Annotated in this window: 20 protein-coding genes, 1 tRNA gene and 1 pseudogene; 16 read left to right on the top strand and 6 right to left on the bottom strand. The window is 47.8% G+C overall.

Translation table 11 applies throughout. From position 1 onward, the window contains the following. The first annotated feature begins 5 nt into the window (after nt 1-5). The 10 genes from HGH47_RS06805 to HGH47_RS06760 all read left to right on the top strand — a co-directional run bounded on the left by HGH47_RS06805 (nt 6) and on the right by HGH47_RS06760 (nt 10109). Nucleotides 6-78 (top strand) — tRNA-Thr (locus HGH47_RS06805). Nucleotides 79-467: 389 nt separating this feature from the next. Next, complete coding sequence (locus HGH47_RS06800) at nt 468-686, top strand: BrnT family toxin (RefSeq protein ID WP_432911204.1); 219 nt, start codon at nt 468-470, stop codon at nt 684-686. A 56-nt stretch (nt 687-742) separates the two neighbouring features. Further along, nucleotides 743-997 (top strand): BrnA antitoxin family protein, encoded by a 255-nt coding sequence (locus HGH47_RS06795; RefSeq protein ID WP_016523208.1) that lies wholly within the window; start codon nt 743-745, stop codon nt 995-997. 206 nt (nt 998-1203) lie between these two features. Beyond that, on the top strand, nt 1204-2487 hold the full coding sequence (locus tag HGH47_RS06790; protein ID WP_432911200.1) for an amidohydrolase family protein: 1284 nt from the start codon (nt 1204-1206) through the stop codon (nt 2485-2487). A 1-nt stretch (nt 2488) separates the two neighbouring features. Next, a complete protein-coding gene (gene ade, locus HGH47_RS06785) occupies nt 2489-4246 on the top strand; it encodes an adenine deaminase (protein ID WP_432911196.1) in 1758 nt (585 codons plus the stop codon). A 10-nt stretch (nt 4247-4256) separates the two neighbouring features. Then, nucleotides 4257-6554, top strand: coding sequence for a xanthine dehydrogenase subunit XdhA (gene xdhA / locus HGH47_RS06780; RefSeq protein ID WP_432911193.1), 2298 nt, complete (start codon nt 4257-4259; stop codon nt 6552-6554). A gap of 1 nt (nt 6555) precedes the next feature. Then, the gene (gene xdhB, locus HGH47_RS06775; RefSeq protein WP_212566249.1) at nt 6556-7437 is read left to right on the top strand and encodes a xanthine dehydrogenase subunit XdhB; all 882 of its coding nucleotides are present in this window, start codon (nt 6556-6558) and stop codon (nt 7435-7437) included. Nucleotides 7438-7439: 2 nt separating this feature from the next. Next, nucleotides 7440-7943 (top strand): xanthine dehydrogenase subunit XdhC, encoded by a 504-nt coding sequence (xdhC, locus tag HGH47_RS06770; protein WP_212566250.1) that lies wholly within the window; start codon nt 7440-7442, stop codon nt 7941-7943. A gap of 190 nt (nt 7944-8133) precedes the next feature. Next, entirely contained in the window at nt 8134-9117 is a 984-nt protein-coding gene (locus tag HGH47_RS06765; RefSeq protein WP_432911189.1) for a helix-turn-helix transcriptional regulator, read from the top strand. 149 nt (nt 9118-9266) lie between these two features. After that, a complete protein-coding gene (locus HGH47_RS06760; RefSeq protein ID WP_212566253.1) occupies nt 9267-10109 on the top strand; it encodes an AraC family transcriptional regulator in 843 nt (280 codons plus the stop codon). Between the two features lie 56 nt (nt 10110-10165). Here HGH47_RS06760 and HGH47_RS06755 read toward each other — a convergent pair. After that, a pseudogene (locus HGH47_RS06755) lies at nt 10166-10425 on the bottom strand (Txe/YoeB family addiction module toxin). After that, nucleotides 10425-10691, bottom strand: coding sequence for a type II toxin-antitoxin system RelB/DinJ family antitoxin (locus HGH47_RS06750; protein ID WP_212566254.1), 267 nt, complete (start codon nt 10689-10691; stop codon nt 10425-10427). Before HGH47_RS06750 ends, HGH47_RS06755 begins: the two are co-directional and overlap by 1 nt. A 657-nt stretch (nt 10692-11348) precedes the next feature. Here HGH47_RS06750 and HGH47_RS06745 point away from each other — a divergent pair. After that, a complete protein-coding gene (locus tag HGH47_RS06745; RefSeq protein ID WP_212566255.1) occupies nt 11349-11723 on the top strand; it encodes a hypothetical protein in 375 nt (124 codons plus the stop codon). A gap of 42 nt (nt 11724-11765) precedes the next feature. Here HGH47_RS06745 and HGH47_RS06740 read toward each other — a convergent pair whose 3' ends face one another. Further along, nucleotides 11766-12029, bottom strand: a complete 264-nt coding sequence (locus tag HGH47_RS06740) for a hypothetical protein (protein WP_230974607.1) — start codon at nt 12027-12029, stop codon at nt 11766-11768. 176 nt (nt 12030-12205) lie between these two features. On the opposite strand from HGH47_RS06740, the gene HGH47_RS06735 reads away from it, so the two are divergent. The 5 genes from HGH47_RS06735 to HGH47_RS06715 all read left to right on the top strand — a co-directional run bounded on the left by HGH47_RS06735 (nt 12206) and on the right by HGH47_RS06715 (nt 17647). Next, nucleotides 12206-13132, top strand: a complete 927-nt coding sequence (locus HGH47_RS06735) for an ABC transporter permease (RefSeq protein ID WP_212566256.1) — start codon at nt 12206-12208, stop codon at nt 13130-13132. Nucleotides 13133-13276: 144 nt separating this feature from the next. After that, entirely contained in the window at nt 13277-14113 is an 837-nt protein-coding gene (locus HGH47_RS06730) for an ABC transporter permease (protein ID WP_212566257.1), read from the top strand. Further along, nucleotides 14106-14954: an ABC transporter ATP-binding protein gene (locus tag HGH47_RS06725; RefSeq protein WP_212566258.1), complete on the top strand. Its 849-nt coding sequence runs from the start codon at nt 14106-14108 to the stop codon at nt 14952-14954. Before HGH47_RS06730 ends, HGH47_RS06725 begins: the two co-directional genes overlap by 8 nt. A 193-nt stretch (nt 14955-15147) precedes the next feature. After that, entirely contained in the window at nt 15148-15840 is a 693-nt protein-coding gene (locus HGH47_RS06720; RefSeq protein WP_212566259.1) for an ABC transporter ATP-binding protein, read from the top strand. A gap of 163 nt (nt 15841-16003) precedes the next feature. Further along, the gene (locus HGH47_RS06715; RefSeq protein ID WP_212566260.1) at nt 16004-17647 is read left to right on the top strand and encodes an ABC transporter substrate-binding protein; all 1644 of its coding nucleotides are present in this window, start codon (nt 16004-16006) and stop codon (nt 17645-17647) included. A gap of 106 nt (nt 17648-17753) precedes the next feature. Here HGH47_RS06715 and mtaB read toward each other — a convergent pair whose 3' ends face one another. Genes mtaB through HGH47_RS06700 form a run of 3 tightly spaced genes read right to left on the bottom strand, consistent with a single transcriptional unit; the run spans nt 17754 to nt 20358 of the window. Then, nucleotides 17754-19286, bottom strand: coding sequence for a tRNA (N(6)-L-threonylcarbamoyladenosine(37)-C(2))-methylthiotransferase MtaB (mtaB, locus tag HGH47_RS06710; protein WP_432911181.1), 1533 nt, complete (start codon nt 19284-19286; stop codon nt 17754-17756). Nucleotides 19287-19343: 57 nt separating this feature from the next. Next, nucleotides 19344-19982 (bottom strand): tetratricopeptide repeat protein, encoded by a 639-nt coding sequence (locus HGH47_RS06705; protein WP_253676388.1) that lies wholly within the window; start codon nt 19980-19982, stop codon nt 19344-19346. Nucleotides 19983-19995: 13 nt separating this feature from the next. Further along, nucleotides 19996-20358, bottom strand: a complete 363-nt coding sequence (locus tag HGH47_RS06700; RefSeq protein WP_253676389.1) for a bactofilin family protein — start codon at nt 20356-20358, stop codon at nt 19996-19998. Nucleotides 20359-20401: the final 43 nt, after the last annotated feature.

Below are 20401 nucleotides of genomic sequence, written 5' to 3'. Positions count from 1 at the left end.
TATTTGCCAACTTAGCTCACCTGGCAGAGCAGCACCCTCGTAACGTGCAGGTACTCGGTTCAAGTCCGAGAGTTGGCTTTTTTTTAGTAAGTGATTGTGTTATCATTATTTACAAAATACGTTATTCGAACAATTGGGACGACAATATTAAAGATTATGCTATGCCCCGGTGCGTAAAACCAATACATGTTCGCTTTCAGTATCTGCGATAAAAGTCTTTACTATGGCTGTCTCATATCCTTTTTCAATCCCAAACAAAGAAAAAAGACTTTTATTCGTGCGGAAGGTGTAATACCCGCCGTTCCTCGCCAATGCTCTGCATCGGGGGTGTTGATTTAGATTTTAAAATAACCGGACAAGCGACTGTACCGTGGTAGATTAGTATACTGCTTTTTTTGTTACTATGCATACCTTGATAGAAATACATAAAAGAAATACAATATAGACATATCAAAAGAGGTGTTTTTATGATGGTTGTTCACGGAAAATTTGAATGGGACAGTAACAAGAATGAGATAAACATCAAAAAACACGGTCTTTCATTTGATGCAATTCTTGAAGTGTTTAATGATCCATACTTTATCGAAAAGATTGATATTGAACATTCAACACTTGAGGAAGAAACTAATAGGGATTGGGAGTTTGAACGGTTTTGTAATAATCACGATTGTGTATACGGAACGTGATAGAACAAGGCTTATTTCTTCACGTCTGGCAACAAAAAAGGAGGAGGCTTTTTATTATGAGCAAAGAAAAAACTTTAACTGCTGAAAGAGTGGCGGAACTCCGTAAGAACATTGATTTATCGGATATTCCTGAAATTACGGATTTTTCCGGTTTTAAGCCTCGATACCCTGAATACTTCAAGCCAAAAAGAGAGCAAGTATCAATCAGATTGAGCAAATATCTTATTGACCACTTTAGAGCAATGGGAAAAGGTTGGCAAACAAAGGTAAATGATTTCTTAATGGATGCCGTCAACAACGGACAAATTTAATCGACTTTGTTAAACGCAAAAATAACCGAGCCGTAACGTGCAGGTACTCGGTTCAAGTCCGAGAGTTGGCTTTTTTATCTTTTTCTTTTTAATTCCTTCACTAATCCTTACATATTGTGAGATATCCTAAAAAAAAATTAGTTTTTTGCGTTTTTTTGCTTGTTTTTGCGGTGAACCGTGCTATACTGGTACAAGGGTATTGCAGTATGAGTCAGACACAGTTTGTCGTTAAGGGTGATTTTATATCAGCCGTAACAAAAGACCGTCTTGTAGCGCATCCGAATGCGTATGCGCTGTGCGAAAACGGAAGAATAATCGATTTTGTTACCGCATTGCCGGAAGGTCAATGGGAACGTGTTCCCTGTTTTGATTTTTCCGGTATGCTGATTGTCCCCGCCTGCGTTGACTTACACGTTCATGCGCCGCAGTATGCATTCCGCGGCATAGGGATGGAGCTTGAACTCATCGATTGGCTGAATACCTATACCTTTCCCGAAGAAGCGAAATATGCCGATGCTGATTACGCTTTGCAGAGCTATCGGCTTTTCACCGATGATCTTGAAGCGAGTCCGTCCTGCCGCGCGGTAATCTTCGGTACCATTCATAACAGCGGCAACCGTGTGTTGGCTGATTTACTAAAAGCTAAAAAGATGCCGTGCCTCGTCGGCAAGGTGAATATGGATCGGAATGCGCCCGACTACTTATGCGAAACGGCGGAGTCTTCTTTTGCCGCGACCCAAGCCTTTGTTGATTCATTTAAAAATGATGATACCGTTGCTCCTATTATAACGCCCCGCTTTGTGCCTTCGTGTACGCCCGCTTTAATGGATAATCTCGGCAAGTTGGCAGCAAGCCGGCACTTGCCTATACAGAGTCATCTTTCGGAAAATAAAAAAGAAATCGCATGGGTGAAGGAACTTCATCCCGAATGCAAAAACTATGCCGAAGTGTACGACCGCTACGGTCTTTTAACCGATAAAACCATCCTCGCTCATTGTGTGCATCCTACCGACGAAGAAATAGAATTGCTGATTCGACGTGGTACGTATATTGCGCATTGTCCCGAATCGAATATCAATTTAACCAGCGGCATCGCCCCGATCGCGCGGCTTTTGGATGCGGGCGTTCATATCGGGCTCGGCTCAGATGTGGCTGCCGGTTCTCAACTGTCTCTTTTTAAAGCGATGATGTCGGCGCTTCAAGTTTCAAAAATGCGGCGGTATTTTTATGAAGGAGAGCGTGCGCTTTCCGTATCGGAGGCCTTATACCTTGGAACGAAAGGCGGCGGTTCCTTCTTCGGCGATACCGGCAGCTTTGAAAAAAACTTCCGGTTTGACGCAGTAGTGATCGATGATACGCAGTTGAGTGCACGTACCGATTTTTCCGTTGAGCAGCGGCTGGAACGTGCGCTCTATTTGACGGAACGGCACAACATGGTTGCAAAATTCGTACAAGGCCGTTGCGTATGGGATAAACGGGAGGAGATATAATATGGATGAAAAAAGGTTTATCGATATTGCGGCAGGGCGGGTAAAAGCCGATCTGGTGTTAAAAAACGCTTTTGTGCTTAATGTGTTTACCAAAGAGTTTATTAAACAGGATGTCGCGATAGCGGACGGGTATATCGCCGGAGTCGGACAGTACGAAGGCGTTGTAGAAAAAGATTTAACCGGCAAGTTCGTGTGTCCGGGGCTTATCGATGCGCACCTGCATATTGAGTCCACGATGGCGTCTCCGCGGAATTTTGCCCGGCAGGCGCTCCGCTGCGGTACTACCGCCGTTATTGCCGACCCGCATGAAATTGCCAACGTTGCGGGTGTTGACGGTATCCTCTATATGCTGGAGGATGCGCGGAAGGCGGTGTTTGCCGGTACGAACCAGCCGCTTGTTTCCATCTATTTTATGATTCCTTCCTGCGTGCCTGCTACCGACTTTGAACACACCGGCGGCGCGATTACCGTGTACGATATAGAAAAACTGCTGGACGAACCGAATGTACTCGGCCTCGGCGAGATGATGAACTATCCTGCAGTCATCCGCGGGGATGAAGCCGTATTGAAAAAGATATCCGCGGCTCGGGAAAAGAAGAAGATATGCGACGGTCATGCGCCGTGCGTGCGCGGCCGCGACTTACAGGCATACTGCGCCGCCGGTATCCGTACCGATCACGAATGCGCTTCCTACGATGAAGCATTTGAAAAATTGCAGCAGGGAATGTACATCCTGATACGCGAAGGCTCTTCCGCGCAGGACTTGGAACCCATCGTCCGCGGCATGTTGGAGAATAAGACGGATACGAGCCGCTTTGCGTTCTGTACCGATGATAAAAAAATGAGCGATATTTTAGCGAACGGACACATCAATAATAACGTACGCAAAGCGGTGTCGCTCGGATTATCGCCGGAAGATGCGCTGTGTATGGCGAGCTTTCATGCGGCGCAGTGTTACGGTTTGAGCGGCAGAGGGGCTATCGCTCCTCGTCACTATGCGGATATTGTCGTGTTTGATAATATAACGGACTTTTCAATCAATTCGGTGTATAAGGCCGGTATTGAAGTTTCTTCCGTTCCTATGGCGCAAGAAACGGAATCGGCGGCGGCAGAGGAACCCTCTTCGTTCTCCATTAAACGGATTACCGACAGTGTTCATGTTGTTCCCGTGTCTCGGAGTGCCTTTAGCGCTGACCATTTTATGCCGTCGGGTTCCGATAATTTCCATGTTATCGGAATGCAGCGGGGAACACTTTTTACGAAGCATCTGGTATTTCCGCGGCAGGAATGCGCCGAGATGCTCAAAGACGGCAAGCTCTGCTATTTGGCGGTGCTGGAGCGGCACAAGAACACCGGCAATATCGGCCGCGCGTTGCTGCACGGTTATGGAGTGTCGAACGGAGCCATCGCGTCGAGTATCGGGCATGATTCGCACAATATCATCGTCGCCGGTTCAAATGCGGCCGATATGCACCGTGCCGTAGAAGAAGTAATCGATATGAAAGGCGGTGTGGCTGTTGTACAAAACGGCGCGGTGCTCAGCAAGTTTGCACTGCCGATTGCCGGTTTGATGAGCGCTATGGAACCGGTGCAGCTTGCCGATTGTATTCACGACGCGGCCGAGAAAGCGCATACTATCGGCGTATACCCCGAAGTTGAACCGCTGATCGGATTGTCGTTCCTTGCGCTGCCGGTTATCCCCGAATTAAAATTGACGGATTCCGGTTTGTTCGATGTAGTAAAATTTCAGTTTATATAGGGAGGTAAAAATGATAGTTGGAAAAGCGGTACCCCGTGTCGATGCTTACGATAAAGTAACCGGCAGGGCAAAGTATGCTGATGATTATTTTCATAGTGATTTTTTAGTTGCAAAGGTATTGCACAGTACCATCGCGAACGGACTGGTAAAAAAAATCGATACAAGCGCTGCGGAGAAAATCCCCGGCGTGGTTAAGATTGTTACCTGTTTTGATGTACCGGACATTTGTTTTCCGACTGCGGGACACCCGTGGTCTACCGAGGAGGCGCATCAGGATATTGCCGACCGCAAGCTGCTTAATCAGCGGGTACGGTATTACGGTGATGATGTTGCAGCCGTTATTGCGGAGGATAATGTCGCTGCCGAACGTGCGTTAAAGGCTATCACCGTTGAGTATGAAGAATATCCGCCTATTCTGGATGTGCATCAAGCGATGTCCCCTGAAGCGACCGTATTACACGAAGCGTTCCCGGGCAACGTGTTGAAGCATACGGTGTTTAGCGTGGGCGAGTATGAGGAAACGCCGGATGATCCCGATACGGTTATGTTTGAAGGCGATTATGCGGTATCTCCGATTTCTCACTGCCATATCGAAAATCCCGGCTCGTATGCCTATATGAAGGGCGGAAAGATTATCGTGGTGTCTTCCACGCAGCTGCCTCACATTTGCCGCCGCGTGTGCGGACAGGCGCTCGGTATCGACTGGGGAAAAATACGGGTTATCAAGCCGTATATCGGCGGCGGCTTCGGCAACAAGCAGGATATCCTGTATGAGCCGCTGAATGCCTACCTTTGTACGGTGGTCGGCGGACGGTGCGTACAGCTGTCCGTTTCGCGGGAAGAGACCTTTATGTGCACCCGCACGCGCCATGCGATGGAATTCCACATGAAGACAACAGTGCGGAAGTCGGACGGCAGGTTCATTTCGCGTAAAATGCTCTGCTATTCTACAAAGGGCGGTTACGCTTCACACGGACACGCCATTACCGCGAATGCCGCCAACGAGTTTAAGCAGCTCTATTCGGCAGAAAAGGGGGTCATTTCCGAAGCGTATTCCGTGTTTACCAATCATATTACCGCAGGAGCTATGCGCGCGTATGGGATTCCGCAAGCGGATTTTGCCCTTGAATCTTTTATGGATGATATGGCGCTCAAACTGAATATGGATCCTGTTGATTTGCGGCTCAAGAACTGTATGCGGGAAGGGTACGAAGACCCTGTTACAAAGATTAGAGCAAACTCGGATGGACTGTATCAATGCTTGCAGAAAGGCCGCGAGGTATTCCACTGGGATGAGCTGCGGAAAAAATATGCAAATCAAACAGGGCCGGTACGCCGCGGTGTCGGAGTTGCCTGTTTTAACTACAAAACCGGCGTTTACCCCATCTCGCTCGAAACTGCCTCCGCCCGTATTGTGCTCAATCAGGACGGCAGTATTCAAATTCAGATGGGTGCGACGGAAATAGGACAGGGCGCCGATACGGTGTTCTGCCAGATGGCTGCCGAGGTGCTTTCGCTGCCGATGGATAAGGTCTATATTTTTTCCGAACAGGATACCGATGTCAGCCCGTACGACAGCGCGGCCTATGCTTCACGGCAAACGTATGTCAGCGGTAAGGCGATTAAAAAGACCGCCGAATCGCTTAAACGGAAGATATTAGATTATGCGGCGTGGATGCTCGATATGAAGGCCGATGAGCTTGATCTGCAGCATGAAAAAATTATCGTCCGCAGTACCGGTGAAGAGCGGCTCACCTTGGAAGAGGTCGCAATGGAAAGCTGCTATAGTATGAAGGAATCCAATCACCTCAGCGCGGAAGAAACCTCTCATTGTACCGATAACTGCTTCTCGTTCGGCGCAACCTTTGTTGAGATTGAGGTTGATATTCCGGTCGGCAAAATCACGGTACTGAATATTTTGAACCTGCACGACAGCGGCACGCTTATCAATCCGCAGCTTGCGGCGGCTCAGGTACACGGCGGCATGGGAATGGGACTCGGCGCTGCGACTGCCGAACAGATGCTCTACGATAAGAAAGGCAAGCTGCTGAATGGGAACCTTTTGGACTATAAGCTGCCGACAGCGATGGATCTTCCCGATTTACACGAGCTGTTTATCGAAAATGCCGACCCCACCGGCCCCTTCGGGAATAAATCACTGGGCGAACCGCCGATTATTTCGCAGCCGCCGGCAATCCGCAATGCGCTGCTCCATGCCACCGGCGTTGCCATTAACAAGCTGCCGCTTAATCCTCAGCGGCTTTTTGAAGCGTTCAGCGAGAGCGGGCTGCTGAAGGAGGTAATCTAATATGTACGATATGGAAAGTTTTTATCAAGCGACATCCATCGCCGATGCCGTAAGCGCCTTAGTCCGTACCGAAAATCCGGTTATCCTTGCCGGCGGCACCGACGTGCTGATTCAAATGCGGGAAGGTAAACTTGCCGGACGGAATGTCGTGTCTATTTTCGGCATCCCCGAATTGCGCGGCGTGAGCATAGACGAAGAAGGTACTATCCGCATCCGGCCGCTGACGGTCTTTAGCGAATTAACCGGAAGTCCCATCGTGCAGAAGCACTTACCGATGCTCGGCTATGCAGCCGATCAGGTCGGCGGGCCTCAGATACGGAATATGGGAACGGCAGGCGGGAACATCTCCAACGGTGTAACGAGCGCCGACACCGCGCCGAGCCAGCAGTGCTATAACTCGGTTGTCGAAATTACCGGCCCGGATGGAGTGCGGCTGGTTCCCGTGCAGGAATTTTACATCTCCGCCGGAAAGGTTGTGCTGCAAAAAGGCGAGTTGGTAACCTCCTTCCTCATTAAAAAGAAGGACTACGAAGGCTTTACCGGCGATTACATCAAGTATGCGATGCGTAATGCGATGGATATTGCGAACTTGAGCTGCGCCTCCCTTGTAAAAACCAAACGGGAAAATGGCGCCTTAAAAATCGATGAGGTACGTATGTGTTTCGGCGTTGCTGCTCCGGTGCCGCTCCGCTGTAAAAATACCGAGGCTTTTTTAACCGGTAAAGAAATCAACGATGCATTATATGAAGGCTTGCAGGAAGTGCTCCTTACGGATATCAATCCCCGTGACTCGTGGCGCGCGTCAAAAGCGTTCAGAATTAATACCGCCAAGCAAATAGCGGTGCGATCTTTACGGAAAGCTGTCGAGCGGCAGGAGGTGTAAGCATGTTAAAAATTATTAGTATGAAGGTGAACGGAAAGCAGCGCGAGCTTGCCGTTGATGTTCGGGAATCGCTTGCCGACGCGCTTCGCAATAGGCTTGCGTTGACCAGTGTTAAAAAGGGCTGTGAAGTAGGAGAATGCGGCGCCTGTACCGTGTTGGTGGATGGAGTGTCCGTTGACAGCTGTATTTACCTTGCAGTCTGGGCGGACGGCAAGAGTATTTTGACGGTTGAAGGCTTACAGGGCGAAAACGGAGAACTCAATCCGATACAGCAGGCCTTTATCGATGAAGCGGCGGTTCAATGCGGCTTCTGTACCCCCGGGCTTATTTTGACGGCGGTAGAAATTGTCGGCAGCGGAAAGCTGTATACACGGGAAGAGCTGCGTAAGCTTATTTCCGGCCACCTCTGCCGCTGCACCGGCTACGAAAACATCCTCCGCGCGGTCGAAAAAGCGATGAAGCAAAATCTTGAAAACCTTGAACAAATGAAAAAGGCGGGAGCGTAAGACTCGGACTTGAGTATTGGGCGCCGCTAAAAATTGTAAGCCTATCCGAGATGATGTTTTTCATAAGTTTTGGAATACCAATAACTTATGAAAAACATTGTATGAAACGCCTATTTTTTATGCAGCTTTTTTACTGTGCTGCACTTGTTTTTGCGGTTGATGATGACAGCAAAGCTGAAAAAGAGAAACGATGCAATCGGCCTTAGTTATTAAACAGATAGATGATTATGATTACATATTAAGAGAGCAATTCGGCTTTCGCTGTGCGGATGAGGGGCGTTGTAAAACATATACGGTTCCGAAAGAGGTCGGAGTCGGAACTATCCGCAATATTTTCCCTTGCGGGAATGTCGGGCTTTCTATTATTCGGCTCAAACTGCGCTATCCGCTGGTGATGCAGTATGACGGCTATAATTCCGCATTTGAAACGACGTGTTGTTTTGGCGGGCATATCGCCTATTCCGAAACGGGCGTAATCGACACTTGCCTTTCACCGAATGAGCTGGGCATTTATACCAAGCAAAACAGCTGCGGTATGATGATGTATCCGGCAGGGGAGGATATTACGGCTGTTTCTCTATTCGGTACGGATGAATTTAAGCAAGCGCTGCCCTTTGCGTTTGCAGGTATGCAATCCCAAAACACAAAGCCGGATGGCTTGACGGATTGGCTGATGGAGCCGAAAAAACCGGAACTTCCGTTTATACGGCTTTTTAAGGATATTATCGATAGTCCGGTAGAAGGTGCGATGCAGCCGATCTTTTATGAAGGTATTACCAAAACGCTGCTTACACAACTTTGGCAACGTTACATTGCAAACCCCATGCGCGGAATTACCCGTTCCTCGCTTTCTCCCGCCGAATACGCTGCCGTGTTACGCGCTCACGATATCTTATCGGAACAATACGCCGATCCTCCGACAATTCCGCAATTAGCGCGGCAGGTCTTTTTAAACGAAACTCGATTAAAGCAGGGTTTTAAAGAAACATTCGGAAAAACAATTCATCAGTTTACCCATAGCATAAGGATGGAAACGGCACGATCATTATTGGATGATAAAAACACAACGGTCAGCCAAGCCGCTTATGCAGTCGGGTATGTGAATGTCAGTCATTTCTCGCAAGCCTTCCGAAAATTTTATGGAAGAAGTTTGAGGGGCAACATCAATCGCTGAAATAGACATGCCTTTTTTCATACGGCTTTTCCGGAATATTATCGATAATTCTGATAGAAGACACATCGCAGCCGCTTTTTTTTGTACGATAACTATCGGGACGGCTGTTTTTATATGCATTATACTCTCCGTAGGTTTTGGAGCAAAAGATGAATATCATTCAATCATTTAACGGAACGATGGCTTATATTGAAAGAACTATTGAGACAGGGTGCGATGAAGCGGAGATTGCGCGCATTTCCGGCTATTCCTATCCGCTATTCAGCAGAATTTTTTCGATATTGGTCGGGTATCCTTTAAATGAATATCTCCGTTTTAGAAAACTCAGCAGAGCCGCCGCCGATTTGCGCAATACCGATGCTAAGATTATCGACATAGCATTGGCGTACGGCTATGAATCGCCTGATTCTTTTGCAGCTGCGTTTAAGAAATTCCACGGCGTCAGTCCGAGCGCGGTTCGGAACGGAAAAGAATTTAAATCATTTGCTCCAATTAAATTATCTTTAACCGTCAACGGAGGGCAAACTATGGAAGTCAAAATTGAAAAAAAGAGCGGATTTACGCTTGCAGGCATTCAAGTCGATGCGGATCGAACCAGTGATTTTCCGAAAGTCTGGAACAGCCTTTTTGAAAAAGCTTCGCACGAAGAACTTGCAAAACTCGGAAACGGCAGGAGCTTCGGCGTCTGTTCCGAGGTAAAAGACGGCAAAACGTTTACTTATGCAGCGGCGTATGATTGCCGTGACGAACAAAAAGCTGCCGAACTCGGCTTGTCGGTGATGCACATCCCTGAAGCCGAATACGCAGTAGTCCAGCTGAAAGGCCCCGTTCCCGACTGCATCCACAAAGGCTGGAAGTATGTTATGGAAACCTTCTTTCCCGAACAAGGGTACTGTCATGCCGGTACTCCCGACTTTGAAGCATATTCGGAAGGGGATATGTACAGCAAGAATTACATGATGGAGCTATGGGTGCCTATTGTAAAGGCATAAGGCTGTGAATTACTCTTCCTCCGCAGTCCTGTCGCTGCGGGGGAAGCTGTATTCTTTCAATCTTCATAGTGCCCTTTACATGAAACAATATAGATTATGCCGTCTTTCTCGTAGTAGACAATTCGATTCGTATTATCAATACGTCTGCTCCACATACCGCTTAAATTTCCCTTTAGGGGTTCCGGTTTACCTATCCCCTCAAAAGTACTTCGCTGAATATCTTTGATAAGCCCGTTTATTTTTTCAGTGTCTTCTTGTCCTGTGCCTGCCAATATAAATAATCATCCCATGCTCTATCTTCCCATAATAGCCGCATTACTCTGCCTCAATCAACTCATGCTCGGCAAAATGAGCCTTTCCTTCTTTTATATCACGCACAATATTTTCAAGATAGCGGATATTGCTTTCAGAATAGAACGGGTCAACGGCGACTTCAAAAGGTATGCGCTTTTCTCTGCCGACTTTTTTTGCAAAAATCGTAAACGCCGCACTCATAGAAAGCCCTAATTCGGAACACGTTTGTTCCATACTCTTTTTTACATCTTCGTCTAAACGAAAATTCACATTTACTGCTTGTGCCATATTTCCCCCTGTGTTACTTCTATGATAAATCGGCTAATAAAAAATAGCAAGCATCTTCATTACGTTTTCTTTTATTTGTAATGAAGATATGGTAAACCTGTTCGGAAACTTCCGTTTCGGAACAGGTTACCTTGAAAAGTGAACAACAGCGACTTGTTTTTTTAGGCTTATGTTTTATAGTGTAGGTGGGAAATCCTGCTATTTTGAGACATACTATGCTAGGTATAAATTTTGAATTCTCTGAATTATAGGAAACAGTGCAATTTTTTAGAGCTAATAATGAGTTAAACCGCACAGACCTTGAGCCTGTGTCGGCTTTGAACTTCTTGTTATGGCATATTATTATGCATAAGCGTAGGCTTTTATCTCTTCTAATTGTGGAGCAAGCTCTAACTTTGCATTTCTTATATCAATATCATCCTGCAAAGCCATAAAATAACCGTCTGAAACTCCAAAGAATTTTGCAAGTCGTAAAGATGTATCTGTTGTTATTTAGTGTTAATCTCTAAGCAACTTGGGAAGCGTAAATTGCGCTTCATACGAGCGGCTTAGATGAGCGTACTTTCTAAACCGCTTGTCGGTTCTAGCTTGACCGCTAGTCTTTAAGGGCTTGTTCCAGTACGCAGGGGCAAGCCCTTTGTTATAAGGGGTTAGAAGGTGAACAACGAGAAAATTAAGGCGGCATTAGCCAGACTTTATTACTGCAAAATCGACTTTATAGTTATTCAATCCGGCAAAAAATCAAGCAAGGTAAACGGATTATACAAACCTGCTACACGAGAAATCATTTTACATAATAAAAACTTTACAACAGACAATCAGCTTATGTATACGGCAATACACGAGCTTACACACCACATCTTAACTACCGAAAGAGGCGTGAAGACCTCAAAATCGCATTCCGGTATTTTCTGGGCAACATTTTATGACCTCATTGACAAAGCCATCGAACTGAAGCTTTACACACGGGAGAGAAGCGAACAAACAGCTGCGCGTCACGTATACCATCCATACCGCCTGTCTTTTCGATAAGAGACCTGTGGATTTTTACTACTTGTTCATACTCAAAGAAAATCATTTAGCTAATTCCTGATACGCTTGCTTATTCTGATCAATGAGAAAATCGGAAATTGCAAAAAGTTTTTCATCAGAAACGGTATGATATGGCTTTTCATCTTCCAAAACGGTTATTATTACTTTTCTGCCATTATAATATTCAAGCGAAGGACAATCTGTAAGAATGGTGTTTCCCTGAATAATCCCAGTTATTGCAAACATTTTGCTGCCTCCGGGTGGTATTATAGCATATATTGATTGTTTTTTTACAGAGCTTTTCATAAACATACCCCCTGGTACTCTGATTCGAAGGATGGGATTATTGTCAAATTAATTGATAAATATAACAATACCCGTTTGGGGCATAATAAATTCCGATTGGGGTAGAGCTCCCTATACTTTTTCGTAGAATACTAACGATTAATATTAGATGATACTATGGGGCATTTGAAACAAACGTGAGAATTATTAAAAAAGCGGGGTATCTTATCCTTGTCTTGGTATGTGTGTCCTTTCTTTCGTTTTTGCTGGCAAATATTTCGGCGATTGATCCTGCGGAAGCGTATGCGCGGCGGGTTGTCCGTTCTGCAAATAAGGAGTTGATTGCGCAATACCGTGAGCTTACCGGATTTGATAAGACAATTCTGCAGCAGTATTTGTCATGGCTGCAAAAAGCGGTGCGACTGGATTTCGGCGCATCGTACCTTACCAAAAAATCAGTACGGCAAGAACTCGGCAAGGCGCTGCCCGTAACGCTGCTGATTGCCGCCTGTGCATCGGTATTCAGCATCATTGCTGCCGTTCCGCTCGGCATAGCGGCGGCTTTGTACAAAAACCGGTTGGCGGATAAACTTATCGGCTTCATTTCTTTCTTGAGTTTTTCCGTACCCGGTTATTGCACCGGTCTTTTGGTTTTGCTCGTTTTCGGTATGCGCTTACGTCTGTTTCCCGTTATCGGGCACGGGCAGGGGAGCAGTGTACTGTTTGCCTCTTTTACCCTTGCTTTGCCGATGACCGGTACGCTTATCCGCCTTTTACGCTCCTTCTTATTGGAAAATGAGGAGAAAGAGTATATTCAATATGCGAAAGCCCGCGGGATTACCGACTGGAACATTATGACGCGCCATCTTTTACGCAACGCCGCTCCGATGCTTGTAACCCTGTGGGGACAAAATATCGGCTATCTTATTGCGGGAACAGCGATTGTAGAGACTATCTTTTCAATTCCAGGGATCGGTATGTATGCACTGAACGCCGCAGTTAACCGTGATTTTCCCGTCATCAATGCGTATCTTATTGTAACGGCGTTTACATTTACCGTGTGCAACGGAGCGGCGGAGTTTATCGGCGAAGCGCTTAATCCTTCTTTAAAATTAAACAACTGAACGAAGTGTCAACTTTGGAAGTTGTTTAATTCGTGCGCGGCAGCGCACATATAGTAAGTGACGTTTGCCGAATGGCAAACTCACAGTGTTTTTAAGCGGCGCCATTTAAGCCGCTTAAAATAAACGTTCGTTGAGGAATCGTGCATGAGGGGAAAAATGAATGCCGCGCTCGGTGCAGGGCTCGGTATGGTTTCGGTATTGGTTATCATCGCTGTTTTTTGCGATGTGTTGGCGCCGAATAATCCTGACAAAATCGATATGAGTGTACGGTTTGCCGAGCGGTCTTTTGCGATGCCGTTGGGAGCGGATGCGTACGGACGGTGCATATTTTCAAGACTGCTGTACGGCACGCGCTATTCCATGGGACTTGCCGCCGCAGTTATCGGGACAGTTGCCGTGCTTGCAACACCTATCGGGATGATTGCGGCGTTTAAGGGCGGCGTTGCGGATAAGCTTTTTGTGTTAAGCTGCGATGTGAGTATGGCGATGCCGCCAACGGTGCTGGTGCTTGCGGTTATCGGCATTATGGGAAACGGCGTAGTCAATCTGCTGGTAAGCGCGGGGTTTGCGTATTGGGGATGGTACGGCAGAATGGTGCGCAGCTATACGCATCACGAAAGCCGAAAAAGCTATATTGTCTATGCAAAAACCGCAGGCCTTTCCGATTGGAGCATAACGGTAAAGCATATTTTTCCGAATATTATGCCGAGCCTTATCGTACTGTTGACGATAGGAATCGGCGATGCGGTACTGATGCTCTCCGGCTTTTCATTTTTAGGGATCGGATTGCCTGCAGGGACGCCGGAATGGGGCGCGCTGCTGTCGGATGCAAAAAGCAGCTTTATTCGTGCTCCGCGATTCGCCGTTTATCCCGGACTCTGTATCTTCTTTGCCGTATGCGCCTGCAATATAACGGGGGAAGGTTTGCGCCGTTTCTTTTCTCCGTATCAAGGCTCCGTACAGGAAAGCATCGATGAATGAAGCGAGTACGCTCACGCCGCACTATGCACAGTATACGGGAGAACCGGTGAAGGATGCCCCCATCCTTTCCGTAAGCGGCTTGTGTATCGAATATCCGAATGAAAGAACGAAAATACGCAATATCGGTTTTTCCATTGCGCGGGGAGAAACGTTCGGTTTGATCGGTGAAAGCGGCAGCGGCAAAAGTTCCGTGTGCAAAGCGATACTCGGCTTACTCAAAGACCATGCGCAGCAAAGCGGCAGTATCCGGCTGTGCGGTAAAGAACTGCTGCAATTATCCCCAAAGGAACAGCAGAAAATCAACGGAAAGGATATCGGGTATGTCATGCAAAATCCGCATGCGGCATTCGATCCGTGTATGAAAATAAAGCGCCATTTTATGGAAACGATTAAGGCTCACCGTCATTGCAGTACACGTGAGGCTTTCCGGTTGGGGTATGAACTGCTCTGTGCCGTAGGGCTTTCCGATGCGGAACGTGTTATGGAAAGCTATCCGGGGCAATTAAGCGGCGGAATGCTGCAGCGGGTTATGGTTGCGATTGCCGTTTCGCTGCGCCCCGTGTTGCTCATTGCCGACGAGCCGACCGGCGCACTGGATGCCGGTAATTGCGGTATTGTGTTACAACTGCTTGCAAAAGCGGTAAAAGAGACCCAAGCTGCATTGCTGTTTGTTTCGCACGATATGAATGCCGTTGCGAATATTGCAGAACGTATTGCCGTGATGAAAGAGGGTGAAATAGTAGAGACAGGAACCGCCAAAACGGTTCTGAAAAATCCCCGGCATCCGTACACAGCCGAATTACTATCATCGTCAAAAGTGTACGTCCATGTACACTTTTGACTGCGAATTTTGGCAAGACCAAAATATCGTTATACTGGCAAGGATGCCAGGGAGTATCCACAGAATCGAGTTTGTGGGAACAAACTCGAAGTTAAACAAATATACACGGATGTATATTTGTTTAACACCGCCCTCCATGGCGGAAGATTTTTCTTTTCATGTGTGCACGTGGGTATTTTATAGAGGAGAAGCAATGCTCGAAATAAAACATATAACAAAACGCTATACGGACAACGGCAGGAAAGGCAGCGTGCCGGTGCTGGAGGATTTTTCATTGACGATCGGGGACGGGGAGACGGTTGCGCTTATCGGCGAAAGCGGCAGCGGAAAAAGTACCTTGGCGCGTCTTATCTGCGGTTTTGAAAAACCGACTGTAGGCAGCATCCGGTGGGACGGCGAGGATGTTTTTCCGCTTGCCCGCAGGAGGACGCTCTACCGGCATATTCAGCCCGTGTTTCAGGATAGCCTGAACTGCTTTGACCCAAGGCAAAAAATTAAGAAAAGCCTTTGCGAGCCGCTGCAGCATTTTTGCCGATTTTCTGAAAAGGAGTGTATGGCTCGGCTTGCTCCGCTGCTGGATACCGCCGATATTCCTGCCTATCTTTTGGAAAAGTATCCGCATGAATTGTCGGGCGGTCAGCAAAAAAGGATATGCATTATCCGTGCGCTATCTATTAGACCGAAGCTCGCCGTGCTGGATGAAGCCGTCGCGGGGCTTGATCCTACGGTGATGCTGCATATCCTTCAGCTCTTAAAACGGCTGCAAAAAGAGACGCAGTGCGCATATTTGTTTATCACACATGACCTGCGGGCAGCCGCTTTTATGACCGGTGATAAAGGAAAAATTATTCGATTTAATATCGGCAAGGACGGCGATACGGGATAGAAGCGGTATCCTTTTTATTGCAGGGCTCATTACTGTAGCTGCCTTCGACGTGAGGAGAAGCGCAGCCGGTTTTTGCAAACGCAATAAAAAGATACAAGCGGATAGCCCGGTTTTTGCGCTTGCGCAAAAAGTCGCCCCAAAAAATAAAACAATGGAGGTTTGTATGAATACAAGAAAAATACGGTGGATTGCAGCGGTGTCGGTTGCGGCGCTGATTGCCGTGTTGGGATGCAAAAATGCGTCGGAGATAAAAGGCCGTGATGAGTTGATTGTCGGAGAAGCGGTCGATTTTGCAAGTTATGAGCCGATTGGGATTATGGACGGGCTTGGGTTTTCTCATTATTCGGAGATGGTGTATGAAACGCTTGTCCGGTTTGAGAATGGGGAAGTGAAACCGGCTCTTGCCGAAAGGTGGGAGCATGACGAACATTCGTGGACGTTTCATTTACGGCGCGGGGTTACGTTTACCGATGGGGAGCGGTTTACTGCGGAGGCGGTAAAGGTCAACATTGAAAAGATGCAGGAATTTGTCGGGGACTATCTCGGCTATTATGGGGCGGTTTCGCGGATCAGTGCGGTGGAGGCGGCGGATGAATACACGGTGCGGTTCCGCTATGCAGAGCCTTACCCTGCCGTTTTGCAGGAGTTAAGTGCGTCGGCGTTTGGGATGCTTTCTCCTCGTCTGTTTGAAAACGGGAATAATCCCTACGGCTCCTATACAGCGGATACGGCGGGAACGGGACCCTACGAGATAAAGGCGGCAAACTGTGTTGCGGGGCAGCGGTATCGGTTTACAAAAAATCCGCAATGGTATGGACAAAATGGCGGACCGGAGTCGTTTACCGTAATGATTATCCCCGATGCGGACAGCCGCGCTCTTGCGCTTAAAGCGGGGGAAATCGATATACTGTTCGGTTCGTATCAAATTACCTACGATATGCTGGAGCAGGTCAGGATGCCGGCGCAGACCGGAATGGCGAATCAGAACGGTGCAGGGGCTGGGTTGACCGTGCGGTTTTCGGATAAAACTTATATTACACGAAATCTGCTGCTCAATGCGTCTTCGCCGCTTACGCGGGATAAGCAGTTGCGTTTGGCGCTTGAGTACGCAATCAATAAAGATGAAATTATCAATACGGTACTGCACGGAAGCGAGGTTAAGGCGGATACGCTGTTTACCCGCGATATGCCGTATTGCGATGTCGCGCTGTCGCCGTATCAATACGATAAAGCGCGTGCGGTGTCTTTGCTTGAGCAGGCCGGTTGGACGGAACTGAATGGCAAGGGAATACGGATGCGCAATGGAACGCCATTACAGCTGCGGGCGATTTATCAGAGTGCAAAGCCTATCGACGAGCAAATACTGACGGCGGTGAAAGGGCAGCTTGCGAATATCGGCATTGAGCTTGTCTTGCAGGGGTACGAAACGATGACGTGGTTCGATACCGGTACGTCGGGTGCATTTGAACTGTCCGTCAACGACACTTACGGCTTTCCCCAAGATCCGCATGTCTTTTTGACTGCGATGGCGGACGACGGGTTGGATAAAACCTCTCAGGCAGGCTTGGTGCAAAAAACGCGCATCGATGCCTGTATTGCCGGTATGATGAGTACCGTAGACGAAGATGCGATACGGGACGATTACCGGTTCATTTTAACAACGCTGCATGATGAGGCGGTGAACATACCGATTTCTTACGCGAGGGAAATGGCGGTATACAATTCGGAAAAGGTGAAGGATATTGCGTTTGCCGATAATCCGTACAGCCTCGATATGACGCGGGTGGCGCTGTGCTCCTATAAATAATAGAGAACCTCTAAAACTTCCGTTTTTAGAGATTTTCCTTAGATTTAGTTGCGATTACCCATTATCCGTCAAAATGGTGTGAGGATATTTCGGTTCGATTATCCGGTTAGCTGTGCGGGCTGGAGATAATTTCCGTCAGTACGGCATTCTTTCCCTGCACTCGTACACGGACATATTCGCCGCCGTGCAAATTACTCTCCTGTAAAGAATCCCGTATTAAAGGCAGCGAAAGATAGTTTTCCGTGATAACGGTTTGCTGTCCGTTGCGTGGCGCTTCGACAACCCCGCATATCAGTTTTCCATCCCATGCCTGTAAATATGATGCGGATTGCGTTTCCGCTAGCTCGTTCAGCTTTTTTATCCGTTGACCTGCAATCCGTTCAGGTACTTTCGGCTGCATTTTCCACGCCTCCGTTCCCGGGCGGGCGGAAAAGGGAAACGCATGTATTCCGGCAAACTCAAGTTCACGGCACATCCGGTACGTTTCTTCAAAATCAGCTTCCGTTTCACCGGGAAAACCGGCGATGATATCCGCACCGATAAACGGATTGTCCTTTACGCGGCGGAGTTCGGAAACGGCTTGATATATGGTTGCTTTCCTGTAGCCTCGGTGCATCGCTTTAAGGACGGTATCGCTGCCCGATTGTGCGGAAAGGTGAAAGTGGGGGCAAATCTGCGGATGTGCCAGCAGCGGGACAAGCACCTCATCTATCCTGTCGGGATAAAGACTCGAAATGCGGATACGCATCTCAGTGTTTTCCAGTATGAGTTTGAGCATATCGGCAAAGTCTCCGGCTTCGCTCCGGTACTGCGATAGGTTCACGCCCGTCAGCGTTACTTCACGAGCACCGGTTTCTTCTATACAGCGAAGCCGTTCGAGGACTTCGGCGGCGGGCAGCGACACGGATTTACCCCGTGCAAGCCGTATCCTGCAATAAGCGCAGGCAGCATTACAGCCATCCTGAATTTTCAGCAGTGCGCGTGAGTGGAATAAAAAATGCGGGGAGCTCAGTGCGAATAGCCGGTTCTCCTGCATGCTGTGTACGGATATGTTTTGTATTGATGAGTTTTGTACCGGTTTGTCCTGTGTATGCTGCGGCGCCTTGGTTGTCAGGTCGGTAAGGTAGGCGCGCACTGCGCTCAAAAAAAAGGCTGTATCAAAATAAGCGCTGTCGCGAACAAGTTCTGCAAGGTATGCCGGTATTTCGGTTAATAAATCTTTTTGCTGCCCGGGGAACGCGAGTATGTGGGGGTGCAGCGCTTCTATTTCCGCGGCTTCCAGTTGAGCATAGCAGCCTGTTACCAGAATAACGGCATGGGGGTGTGTCTTCACCAGTAATCTGATCAGCCGACGCGCCTTTTGTTCCGCTTTGCCGGTTACCGTACAGGTATTTACAAAGCAGAGAACCGTCTGTTCGGGCGGCAGCGCGGAAGATAGCCGGATGGGAGCCGCGGCTTCCGGGGCTGTTATCGTTGAAGTGTCGGCAGGCGTTGTACCGGCATATCCGGCATAATCGGCATGACCGGTATAGATGGAAAATCCCGCATCGGTACACAGCGCGGCAAAGGATTCTGTCTCCGTTTGATTAAGCCTGCATCCGAGTGTTTCAATCCGTATTGAACATAATTGAACATTCATATTAATGAAGAAAACCTACAATCGGGAGATAGGAAAAAAGGAGCACGTCGCGGCAGACTAAAAGCGGTGCAGTACGCGCTCATAACCTTTTTGAGCATCGGTTGAATTTTTATTCAGCTGTAAGGCTGACGAATAGGCCTCCAATGCCGCCCTGTATTCTTTTGCCTGCTCCCGTGAGTACGCAAGCCGCGTCCACCACACGCTATTGAGCGGCTCCAATCGGATAGCCGTAGAAAACGCGATATCGGCGTGACGGTATTTTGCCATGCGTAAATACAATTCTCCGATATGATAATACACCCCGCTCACCTTCGTACCGTTAGGCGCATAGGCGATATAATCTTCAAAAAGGTGCAGGCTCTCCTCGTTCCTTCCAAGGTGATAGAGCGCTTGCGCATGGCTTTCAATAAGCCGCGGATCATATTGCGAAACTTCCCGCCCTTTAACTGTCCAGTCGGCCGCTTCCTGATAGCGCTCGTCGGCAAGCAGCGCCCATGTCAGTACCACATAGCTGTCGATATTGCGGGGCATCCGTTCTATTTCGTTTAAACACACCGATGCGGATTCTTTATAGCGGCCTTCACGGTATAACACCAGTGCATCAGCATCCTTTTGTGCATGAATATAATAGGGTAATAAAATATATAAAAAGATTAATCCGATTCCGGCCGGAAAGCCCTTGCGGAGTGCAACCACGTTCTTAAAACCTCTAATGCCGATCCATCGTACAGATACCGCTAAAAAAGCAACCGCTGTCCAGTATTACTTCGGGAGCTGTTACATCGCCGGTTAATTTCCCCGAGGCAAATACGTGCACGGAGGTGGTAGCGGTAACATTACCGATGACCTCGCCTTTGATAATAACGCGGTCTGCGTCTATCTTTGCCTTTACTTTTGCATATTCACTAATCATTAAATCGCTTGAAGATTGAATAGTTCCTTGTACGGCGCCCTTTATCATAAAAGGTTTTTCAAACTTAATGATTCCGTCAAAGACGATATCCGAGGCTAAAACCGTATCGTAATCTTCTTCATCCAAGTCTATCAGCGCTATTTTATCCGCTTCTGTCATAACTCACAGAATAACAATGATTAGCCGTCGAGGTCAAGAGGCT

The organism is Treponema sp. OMZ 805 (assembly GCF_050937395.1).
Taxonomy (GTDB): domain Bacteria; phylum Spirochaetota; class Spirochaetia; order Treponematales; family Treponemataceae; genus Treponema.
This window is presented reverse-complemented; position numbering and strand designations above follow the sequence as displayed.

Bases quoted from the DNA above. Each gene is read 5' to 3' on its own strand.
- HGH47_RS06800 (WP_432911204.1), top strand. From the start codon at position 468: ATGATGGTTGTTCACGGAAAATTTGAATGGGACAGTAACAAGAATGAG.
- HGH47_RS06795 (WP_016523208.1), top strand. From the start codon at position 743: ATGAGCAAAGAAAAAACTTTAACTGCTGAAAGAGTGGCGGAACTCCGT.
- HGH47_RS06790 (WP_432911200.1), top strand. From the start codon at position 1,204: ATGAGTCAGACACAGTTTGTCGTTAAGGGTGATTTTATATCAGCCGTA.
- ade (WP_432911196.1), top strand. From the start codon at position 2,489: ATGGATGAAAAAAGGTTTATCGATATTGCGGCAGGGCGGGTAAAAGCC.
- xdhA (WP_432911193.1), top strand. From the start codon at position 4,257: ATGATAGTTGGAAAAGCGGTACCCCGTGTCGATGCTTACGATAAAGTA.
- xdhB (WP_212566249.1), top strand. From the start codon at position 6,556: ATGTACGATATGGAAAGTTTTTATCAAGCGACATCCATCGCCGATGCC.
- xdhC (WP_212566250.1), top strand. From the start codon at position 7,440: ATGTTAAAAATTATTAGTATGAAGGTGAACGGAAAGCAGCGCGAGCTT.
- HGH47_RS06765 (WP_432911189.1), top strand. From the start codon at position 8,134: ATGCAATCGGCCTTAGTTATTAAACAGATAGATGATTATGATTACATA.
- HGH47_RS06760 (WP_212566253.1), top strand. From the start codon at position 9,267: ATGAATATCATTCAATCATTTAACGGAACGATGGCTTATATTGAAAGA.
- HGH47_RS06750 (WP_212566254.1), bottom strand. From the start codon at position 10,691: ATGGCACAAGCAGTAAATGTGAATTTTCGTTTAGACGAAGATGTAAAA.
- HGH47_RS06740 (WP_230974607.1), bottom strand. From the start codon at position 12,029: ATGAAAAGCTCTGTAAAAAAACAATCAATATATGCTATAATACCACCC.
- HGH47_RS06730 (WP_212566257.1), top strand. From the start codon at position 13,277: ATGAGGGGAAAAATGAATGCCGCGCTCGGTGCAGGGCTCGGTATGGTT.
- HGH47_RS06725 (WP_212566258.1), top strand. From the start codon at position 14,106: ATGAATGAAGCGAGTACGCTCACGCCGCACTATGCACAGTATACGGGA.
- HGH47_RS06720 (WP_212566259.1), top strand. From the start codon at position 15,148: ATGCTCGAAATAAAACATATAACAAAACGCTATACGGACAACGGCAGG.
- HGH47_RS06715 (WP_212566260.1), top strand. From the start codon at position 16,004: ATGAATACAAGAAAAATACGGTGGATTGCAGCGGTGTCGGTTGCGGCG.
- mtaB (WP_432911181.1), bottom strand. From the start codon at position 19,286: ATGAATGTTCAATTATGTTCAATACGGATTGAAACACTCGGATGCAGG.
- HGH47_RS06700 (WP_253676389.1), bottom strand. From the start codon at position 20,358: ATGACAGAAGCGGATAAAATAGCGCTGATAGACTTGGATGAAGAAGAT.